General features: G+C 69.8%; 7 protein-coding genes and 1 pseudogene. 5 read left to right on the top strand and 3 right to left on the bottom strand.

Going from position 1 to position 8,955, the window contains the following annotated elements; translation table 11 throughout:
* Positions 1-185, top strand: a pseudogene (locus F1599_RS23945) (nucleotidyltransferase family protein); the annotation flags it as partial.
* A gap of 93 nt (positions 186-278) precedes the next feature.
* Here the strand turns inward: F1599_RS23945 and otsA are convergent.
* From otsA to otsB, 3 genes are all read right to left on the bottom strand, one after another.
* Complete coding sequence (otsA, locus tag F1599_RS23940; protein ID WP_149320151.1) at positions 279-1,670, bottom strand: alpha,alpha-trehalose-phosphate synthase (UDP-forming); 1,392 nt, start codon at positions 1,668-1,670, stop codon at positions 279-281.
* Positions 1,671-1,725: 55 nt separating this feature from the next.
* On the bottom strand, positions 1,726-3,483 hold the full coding sequence (locus F1599_RS23935) for a glycoside hydrolase family 15 protein (protein ID WP_149320169.1): 1,758 nt from the start codon (positions 3,481-3,483) through the stop codon (positions 1,726-1,728).
* A gap of 119 nt (positions 3,484-3,602) precedes the next feature.
* Positions 3,603-4,526, bottom strand: a complete 924-nt coding sequence (gene otsB, locus F1599_RS23930) for a trehalose-phosphatase (RefSeq protein WP_150084766.1) — start codon at positions 4,524-4,526, stop codon at positions 3,603-3,605.
* A gap of 340 nt (positions 4,527-4,866) precedes the next feature.
* On the opposite strand from otsB, the gene ilvA reads away from it, so the two are divergent.
* The 4 genes from ilvA to F1599_RS26380 form a co-directional block, all read left to right on the top strand.
* Entirely contained in the window at positions 4,867-6,405 is a 1,539-nt protein-coding gene (ilvA, locus tag F1599_RS23925; protein WP_149320149.1) for a threonine ammonia-lyase, biosynthetic, read from the top strand.
* Positions 6,406-6,607: 202 nt separating this feature from the next.
* Complete coding sequence (gene queF / locus F1599_RS23920) at positions 6,608-7,441, top strand: NADPH-dependent 7-cyano-7-deazaguanine reductase QueF (RefSeq protein WP_149320148.1); 834 nt, start codon at positions 6,608-6,610, stop codon at positions 7,439-7,441.
* 126 nt (positions 7,442-7,567) lie between these two features.
* Positions 7,568-8,737, top strand: coding sequence for a TetR/AcrR family transcriptional regulator (locus F1599_RS26645; RefSeq protein WP_150084765.1), 1,170 nt, complete (start codon positions 7,568-7,570; stop codon positions 8,735-8,737).
* 27 nt (positions 8,738-8,764) lie between these two features.
* The coding region (locus tag F1599_RS26380) for a hypothetical protein (protein ID WP_223819857.1) at positions 8,765-8,955 on the top strand (191 nt) is incomplete at its 3' end.

Raw genomic sequence — 8,955 nt, 5'->3', positions numbered from 1 at the left:
CGCCGTGGCGCGACGGCCGGCGCGGCCACCCGGTGGCGTTCGGCCGCGCGTGGCGCGACGCGCTGCTGCGGCTGGACGGCGACGAGGGCGCCCGCGCGCTGCTGCAAGGCCGGGCGGTGACACGCATCCTGACCGATCACGACGGCGCCTTCAGGGATGTCGATACGCCCGAGGACCTGCGCTGATGGCTGCGGGCGCGGCCCGCTAGCTGATTGCGTTCTCCCTCTCCTCCTCAGGGGGAGAGGGTTGGGGCGACGGAAAAAAGATGGAGTGCCCCATCACCCCTGATCGCTCTCCGCAAGACTGCGCAGGTATTCGCGGCTCCACCAGTGCACGTCCTGGGCGCGGATGTTCTCGAGCAGCTTCTGATGGCGGCTCTGCCGCTCTGCCAGCGGCATGTGCAGCGCCTGCTGGATCGCCTGCGCGGTGCCCTGGATGTCGTAGGGATTGACCAGCAGCGCTTCCTTGAGCTGCTCGGCAGCGCCGGCGAAGCGCGACAGCACCAGCACGCCGGGATCGTCCGGGTCCTGCGCGGCGATATATTCCTTGGCAACCAGGTTCATGCCGTCGCGCAGCGGCGTCACCAGCGCGACGCGCGCCGCCCGGCACAGCCCCGGCAGGCGCCGGCGCGACGTGGTGCGGTGGATATAGCGGATCGGCATCCAGTCGAGCTCGCCATACTCGCCGTTGATCGCCCCGGACATGCCCTCCAGCTGGCGGCGCAGATCGGCATAGGCGTCGACGGACTCGCGCGAGGGCGCCGCGATCTGGATCAGCGTGGCGCTCGAACGGTTCTCCGGATACTGCGCCAGCAGCGCCTGGAACGCCTTCAGCCGCTCCGGCAACCCCTTCGAATAGTCCATCCGGTCCACGCCCAGCAGCAGCCGCCGGCGCGCGTACTGGGCCATCATCATCTCGTAGGTTTCCTGGGCCTCGTGGCCCTTGCCCAGCGAGACGAATTCGTCGACGTCGATGCCGATCGGAAACGCCTGCGCCCGCACGGTGCGATGGAAGGCGCGGTAGCGGTGGTCGCCCATCGGCTCGGCGCCGGCCTCGGACTGCGCGTAGCGCGCGAAGTGCTCGAGGTCGGCCTGGCTCTGGAAGCCGATCAGGTCGTAGGCGAACAGCGCGCGCATCAGCCATTCGTGCTGCGGAATGGTGGTCAGGATCGGCGGTGGCGGCAGCGGGATATGGAGGAAGAAACCGATGCGCTGGCCGCATCCCATCGCCCGCAGTTCCGCGGCCAGCGGAATCAGGTGATAGTCGTGGATCCAGATCATGTCGTCCGGCCGCAGCAGCGGCGCCAGCTTGCGCGCGAACAGCTGGTTGACGCGGCGGTAGACGTTCAGATGGCCGGCGTCGAAATCGGCCAGATCGACGCGGTAGTGGAACACCGGCCACAGCACGCCGTTGCTGTAGCCGAGGTAGTAGGCGTCGTGGTCCTCGCGGCTCAGGTCGACCGTGGCCAGCGTTACGTCGCCGGCATGCTGCAGATGCAGTTCGCCTTCTCCGGGCGTGCCACCCTGCGCGGTCTCGACGACCCGGCCGCTCCAGCCGAACCAGAGCCCGCCGGTGGCATTCAGCGTTTCGCCGAGCGCCACCGCCAAACCGCCGGCGGCGGCATTGCGGGGGTCGGCGACGCGGTTGGATACCGCTACCAGTCTTGACATAGGCCTCCTGTGTGGCGGCGCGCCGGCGCGCGCCGCCCGGTGAATCGGGGCCGGCTCAGATCACCGCGTCCCATGGCGACGACAGGCGCATCGCGCCGTTGATCAGGCCGACCATCGAATAGGTCTGCGGGAAATTGCCCCACATTTCGCCGGTGACCGGATGCGTGTCCTCGGACAGCAGGCCGAGCGGATTGCGCGCGGCCAGCATCGCCTCGAAGATCTCGCGTGCCTGTTCCTTGCGGCCGATGCGCGCGAGCGCATCGATCCGCCAGAAGGTGCAGATGTTGAAGGCGGTCTCGGGCTTGCCGAAATCGTCGGGCGCCTCGTAGCGGCGCATGTAGGGGCCGTCGCACAGCACCTCTTCCAGCCGTTCGAGGGTCGCGACGAAGCGCGCGTCGCGCGGATCGATGAAGCCGACCTCGGCCATCAGCAGCACGCTGGCGTCGAGCTCGCGTCCGCCGAAGCTCTCGGCGAAGGCCTGGCGTTCCTCGCTCCACGATTCGCGCAGGATGCGCTCGCGCATCGTGTCCGCATGCTTGCGCCAGTAGGCCGCGCGCGCCGGCAGCTGCAGCTCGTCGCCGATCTTGGCGAGCCGGTCGCAGGCCGCCCAGCTCATCAGCGCGGACGAGGTATGCACCCGGGCGCGCGTGCGCAACTCCCACATGCCGGCATCGGGCGTGCCGAACACGCGCACCGCCTGTTCGCCGACCTGCTCCAGCACGCGGTATTCGGCCGGGCCGCCGCGATGCAGCAGCCGGTGGTCGTGGAAGGCCTGCGCGGCGCCGAGCACCACGTTGCCGTAGACGTCGTGCTGGAAGTGTTCCTGCGCCTGGTTGCCGACCCGCACCGGCCCCATGCCGCGGTAGCCGGCGACATGTTCGAGCACGCTCTCGGGCAGCTCGCGTTCGAGGCCGATGCCGTACAGCGGCTGGATATGGCCGTCCTTGGACTGCATCACCACATTGGACATCCAGCGCAGATAGTCCTCCATGGTGCCGACCTCGGACAGGCTGTTGAGCGCGCGGATCACGAAGAAGGCGTCGCGCAGCCAGCAGAAGCGATAGTCCCAGTTGCGACCGCTGTGCGGGGCCTCGGGAATGCTGGTGGTCATCGCGGCGACGATCGCGCCGGTCTCCTCGTACAGCGACATCTTCAGCGTGATGGCGGCGCGGATCACCGCGTCCTGCCATTCGCGCGGCACCGCCAGCCGGCGCGTCCACAGCTTCCAGTACGAGATGGTCTCCTGCTCGAAGTCGCGCGCGGTCTCGTCGACGCCGTGCTGCAGCGTCTCGTCGGGGCCGAGGATGAAGTTCATGCCCTGCGTGACCAGGAACGGCGTGTTGGCCATCACATAGGTCAGCGGCGCGTCGGTGGTCATGCGCAGCGTCATGTCGTCGCCGACGAAGCGGACGTGGCTGCTGCCGCGCGAGGTCTGCGGCACCGTGCGGCCCCAGTTGAAGCGCGGCGCGATGCAGACCCGCACGCGCGGCGCGCCCTTGACCGGGCGGATGCGCCGCACCAGCGTCAGCGGACGGAAATAGCGGCCGAGGCGGAAAAAGCGCGGCGCGAAATCGGTGATTTCGAGGCAATTGCCGTGACGGTCCGTCAGGCGCGTGCGCAGCACCGCGGTATTCGGCTCGTACCATTGGCGCGATTCGGCGAAGTCCTCGATCTCGATCGAGAAGTGGCCGGCGTTCTCGCTCGGATCCAGCAGCGCGTTGAAGACCGGATCGCCGTCGAAGCGCGGCAGGCAGCACCAGACGATGCGGCCGCGCGAATCGACCAGCGCCGAGAAGGCGCAGTTGCCGATCATGCCCAGCGATAGCGAAGGCGGGCAATATCGCCCGCCCTGCTGTGTGCCGTCGCTGTTGATCTCGTCGGCGCGGTTGCGCGCTACCCCGGATTCAGGCTGACTCACAAACTTCCCCCTTGTCAGGATGAGGTGGTGGACGCGGATGGATTGGTGCCGCTGCCGGACGGCGCCGCTGCCGCGGCAGCGGCGGGAGCGGCGTCGATATCGGTGCCGGCATCGGTGCCGGCATGGGTGTCGGCGCCGGCGGCATGCGCGGAGGATGGCCCGCCAGCCTTGCCGCCCTCGCCGGCGGCACCGGCACCACCGGCCGCACCGCCATCGAGCGCCTTCGCGCTGCGATGCAGCCAGGCGCGCAGGTCCGCGGGCGCCGGCACGCTGACGGTGGCGGCGCTCGGCCGCTGGCCGACCAGCACGCCGACCCCGCCCAGATGGGCGACCATCGCGAAGCCGTCCTCGTCCGTCACGTCGTCGCCGGCGAAGATCGGCATGCGGCCGGCAAACGGCGGCGAGCGCATGATCAGCTCGACCGCGCTGCCCTTGGTGACGCCGGCCGGCTTGACCTCGACCACCATCTTGCCGTGGAGCATTTCGAGTCCGCTGACATCGCCCAGCGCCTGGGCGACCTGTTCGCGCACCAGCGTCTCGAGCTCCGGCGCGGCGCGGTAGTGGACCGCCAGCGCCATCGGCTTGCGTTCGAGCCGCAGGCCGGGATGGGCCTGCGCGAAATCCTCGAGCCGCCGGTGCAGCCGGTCCAGGTCGGGGGCGGGGACTTCGAGCCGCCGCCCCTCGGCGTCGCGCAGTTCGGCGCCATGCACGCCCGCGGTGGGCAGTTGCAGCGGGGCCAGGAAGGCGTCAAGTTCGGCGATGGTGCGCCCCGATACGATCGCGACCGCGCCGCCCAGCTGCCGGTGCAGCGTGCGCAGCGTTCCCACCAGTCCCGCTTCGACCTGCACGAGCTCCGGGCGTGGCGCCAGGTCGGCCAGCGTGCCGTCGAAGTCGAGGAATAGCGCGTTATCGGGATCGATCAGCGGAAGGGATGACATCGCCGCACACCGTATCACGTTAGCTTGACGAGCGTCCACCGGATGGCGTCCTACAAGGCGGATGGGTCACCGGCGCACGCACGCCGCCGGCCGCGACGCCCCGCGAGCACCGCGGCGGTGCGGCACGCCAGGGGGCCTGCACCATGGCGCGGCACCTGGCGCCATGCGGACCCGACGCCGCCCGATCCTTTATCATTAGCGGTTTCCCGAACGCCAAGGCCGATGCCGGGGCGGCGCAAGCATCGCGCGCCGCGCCCCCGAGCCGCCCTGCGCCCCGCCCCCGGCGCCGGCCCTCCGCCTTCCTCCGTCCATCCAATCCGGCCCCGCGCCGGTCGTCGACATGACCCGCAAGACAGCCAGCAAACCCGACTACCTGAAGAAGATCCTGACCGCCAAGGTGTACGACGTGGCGCAGGAGACCGAGCTGACCTACGCCCGCGAACTGTCGGCGCGAATTGGCAACGGGGTCTGGTTCAAGCGCGAGGACACCCAGCCGGTGTTTTCGTTCAAGCTGCGCGGCGCCTACAACAAGATGGCCTCGCTGACCGCCGACGAACTCAAGCGCGGCGTGATCGCCGCCTCGGCCGGCAATCACGCGCAGGGCGTCGCGCTGGCCGCGGCGCGGATGGAGTGCAAGGCCATCATCGCGATGCCGGTGACGACGCCCCAGGTCAAGATCGACGCGGTGCGCAAGCACGGCGGCAAGTGGGTGCAGGTCGTGCTGCACGGCGAGTCGTACAGCGATGCCTACCAGCACGCCGCCGAACTGCAGCGCAAGCACAAGCTGACCTTCATCCATCCGTTCGACGATCCCGAGGTGATCGCCGGCCAGGGTACCGTGGCGATGGAAATCCTGCGCCAGCACCCGGGCCCGCTGCACGCGGTGTTCGTCGCCATCGGCGGCGGCGGCCTGATCGCCGGCGTGGCGTCGTACATCAAGGCCGTGCGGCCCGAAATCAAGGTGATCGGCGTGCAGACGGTCGACTCCGACGCGATGAAGCGCTCGATCGAGGCCGGCAAGCGCGTCGAACTCAAGGACGTGGGCCTGTTCTCGGACGGCACCGCGGTCAAGCTGGCCGGCAAGGAAACCTTCCGCATCGCGCGCGAACTGGTCGACGAGATCGTGCTGGTCGACACCGACGCGCTGTGCGCGGGCGTCAAGGACGTGTTCCAGGACACCCGCAGCATCCTGGAGCCCTCGGGCGCGCTGGCCGTCGCCGGCCTGAAGGCCTATGCCGAGCGCGAGAAGCTCAAGGGCAAGAACCTGGTGGCGATCGCCTCGGGCGCCAACATGAACTTCGACCGCCTGCGCTTCGTGGCCGAGCGGGCCGAGGTCGGCGAGGCGCGCGAGGCGGTGTTCGCGGTGACCATCCCCGAGGAGCGCGGCAGCTTCCGCCGCTTCTGCGAGCAGCTGGGCACGCGCAACGTGACCGAGTTCAACTACCGCATCGCCGACAACCAGCTCGCCCACATCTTCGTCGGCGTGCAGATCGGCAGCCGCGCCGAGAGCGACAAGATCGCCGCGAGCTTCCGCCGCCATGGTTTCGCGGCGCTGGACCTGTCCAACGACGAACTGGCCAAGCAGCACATCCGCTATATGGTCGGCGGGCACTCCGCGCTGGCGCAGGACGAGCTGCTGTACCGCTTCGAATTCCCCGAGCGTCCGGGCGCGCTGATGAAGTTCCTGTCGAGCATGAGCCCGAACTGGAACATCAGCCTGTTCCACTACCGGAACCAGGGCGCCGACACGTCCAACATCCTGGTCGGCATCCAGGTGCCGAAGAACGAGAAGCGCGAATTCCGGGCCTTCCTTGCCACGCTCGGTTACTTACACTGGGAAGAAACCGACAATCCGGTCTACAAGCTGTTCCTGGCGTGACGGCGGCTGCCGTCCGCCGCCGTCACGCCGGGTGGCCGAACCGCCGGATTGCGGAAATCGCTTGATCGACGGATCGCCGAACCGCCGACCCGCCGAACCGCTGAACCGCCGAACCGCCGAACCGCCGAACCGCCGAACCGCTGAACCGCTGAACCGCCGAACCGCTGAACCGCTGAATGGCGGAACCCCGACAGGAGTCCTCATGACCGTGCCCGAACATTCGCCGCTGGGCAAAGTCTCGGCCTACAAGACCGAGTACGACGCCAGCCTGCTGTTTCCGATCCCGCGCGCGCCCAAGCGCGCCGAGATCGGCCTGCCCGACGGCCGCGCGGTGCCGTTCTTCGGCGTGGACATCTGGAATGCCTACGAGCTGTCCTGGCTCAATCCGAAGGGCAAGCCCCAGGTGGCGCTGGCCAGCTTCATCATTCCGGCCGACACGCCGAACATCATCGAATCGAAGTCGTTCAAGCTGTACCTGAACAGCTTCAACCAGACCCGGCTGGAATCGCCGGAGGCGCTGCAGCAGCTGCTGCGCAACGACCTGTCCGAAGCGACCGGCGGCGCGGTGCAGGTGCGCCTGACGGCCGAGCCGGACTTCGGCCGCCAGCAGATGGGCGAGCTCGACGGCCTGCTGCTGGACCGCCTCGACATCGAGACCGACATCTACGAGCCGGCGCCGCAGCTGCTGCGCGCCGATCAGGAAGAGACGCCGGTCGAGGAGACGCTGGTCTCGCATCTGCTCAAGTCGAACTGCCTGGTCACCGGGCAGCCGGACTGGGGCAGCGTGCAGATCCGCTATGTCGGCGCGCCGATCGACCAGGAAGGGCTGCTGAAGTACCTGATCTCGTTCCGCAATCACAACGAGTTCCACGAGCAGTGCGTCGAGCGCATCTTCATGGACGTGCTGCGCCAGTGCAAGCCGGTCAAGCTGGCCGTCTACGCGCGCTATACGCGGCGCGGCGGCCTGGACATCAATCCATTCCGCACCAACTTCAACACGCCGTGGCCGGATAACCGGCGCAACGCGCGGCAATAAGGCCCCTCTCCGAAGACAAGGCCGGGCCGGCGTCGGCGCGACAGCGCTGCGCCGGCCTTCTTTGTAACAGGCCTTGAATTAATTAATGTGCCAATTAATATCCAGCACACCAGATCCCCTCCGCCCATGACCGCCCGCCGCTCCCGCTCTTCCGCCGCTTCTCCCGCCGCCCTCCCTGCTTCGCCGCAGCAGCCCGCGCCGTTGCGCCGCCCCGGCCGTCCCGGGCGGAGCGCCCCGGCGGGCAAGGGCCTCGGCAGCGCGCCGCCGCGCGGCCCGGGCCGTACGCTTGCCGCCGAGGACCAGCGCGAGCGCCTGCTGGACGCCGCCGTGACGCTGTTTGCCGAGCACGGCATTGCCGCGACCCAGGTCAAGGCCATCGCGGCCCGCGCCGGCGTGACGCCGGCGCTGGTCCACTACTACTTTGGCGACCGGGGCCGTCTGCTGGATGCGGTGGCCGAGGAACGCCTCGGGCCGCTGGTGGACCGGGTCTTTGCGCAGGCTGAGCCGGGCGACGCCGCGCCTGGTGCCGGTGCCGGTGCCGGTGCTGGTGCTGGTGCTGGTGCTGGTGCTGGTGCTGGCGTTGGTGCTGGTGCTGACGTTGGTGCTGGCGCTGGTGCTGGTGCTGGCGCCGGGGGCGGTGCTGGTGCGAAGGCCGCCGCCAAAGCCGGGGACAGGGCCGGAGCCGGTGCAAGGGCAGGAGCCGATATCGATGCTTCGGGCGCGGTTGCCGACCCCGCCGCGCTGCTGGCCGGCATCGCCGAACGGCTGATCCGCGCGGCGGTGGCCACGCCATGGTTTCCGGCCCTCTGGGTGCGCGAGATCGTCACCGGCGAGGGCCAGCTGCGCGAACGCGTGATGCAGCGCTTCGGGCTGCAGCGCCTGGGCGTCGTGGTCGCCGCGCTGAGCGAGGCGCGCGAGCGCGGCCGGATCGACGCCGCGCTGGCCCCGCCGCTGCTGATGGTCTCGGTGATCGGCCTGGCGCTGCTGCCGCTGGCCACCGGCCATATCTGGCGGCGCCTGCCGGGGGCCGACGCCGTCGATGTCGAGGCCATGGTCGCGCATGCGCGCGCGCTGCTGACGCATGGCATCCGTCCCGCGGAACGTGCCGTCTCCTCCGCCGTCCCCTCTGCCGTCCCCTCTGCCGTCCCCTCTGCCGTGCCCTCTGCCGTGCCCTCTGCCGTGCCCGGTGCCGCGCCCGGTGCCGCGCCCGATGCCGTGCCCTCTGCCGTCTCCTCTGCCCGCCCTGAGGCGCGGCCCACCGATCGCCGCAAGGGCCGCGCCGCCGATCGCCGCTGACCACCACCACCGACCCGCACCGCCGCCATGCCCGCCGCCGACCTTCCGCAGATCGATTGCCACCCACCCGCGTCATCGCCTCCGGCAGGTCGACGGAGCGCATGGTTACGGATTGGGGCGCTGGCGGCGCTGGCTCGGGCCTGGGCGCTGGCGGCGCTGGCTCGGGCCTGGGCGCTGGCGGCGCTGGCGCGGGCCTGGGCGCCGAACCCGGCGGGGGC

Source organism: Cupriavidus cauae (assembly GCF_008632125.1).
Classification (GTDB): domain Bacteria; phylum Pseudomonadota; class Gammaproteobacteria; order Burkholderiales; family Burkholderiaceae; genus Cupriavidus; species Cupriavidus cauae.
This window is presented reverse-complemented; position numbering and strand designations above follow the sequence as displayed.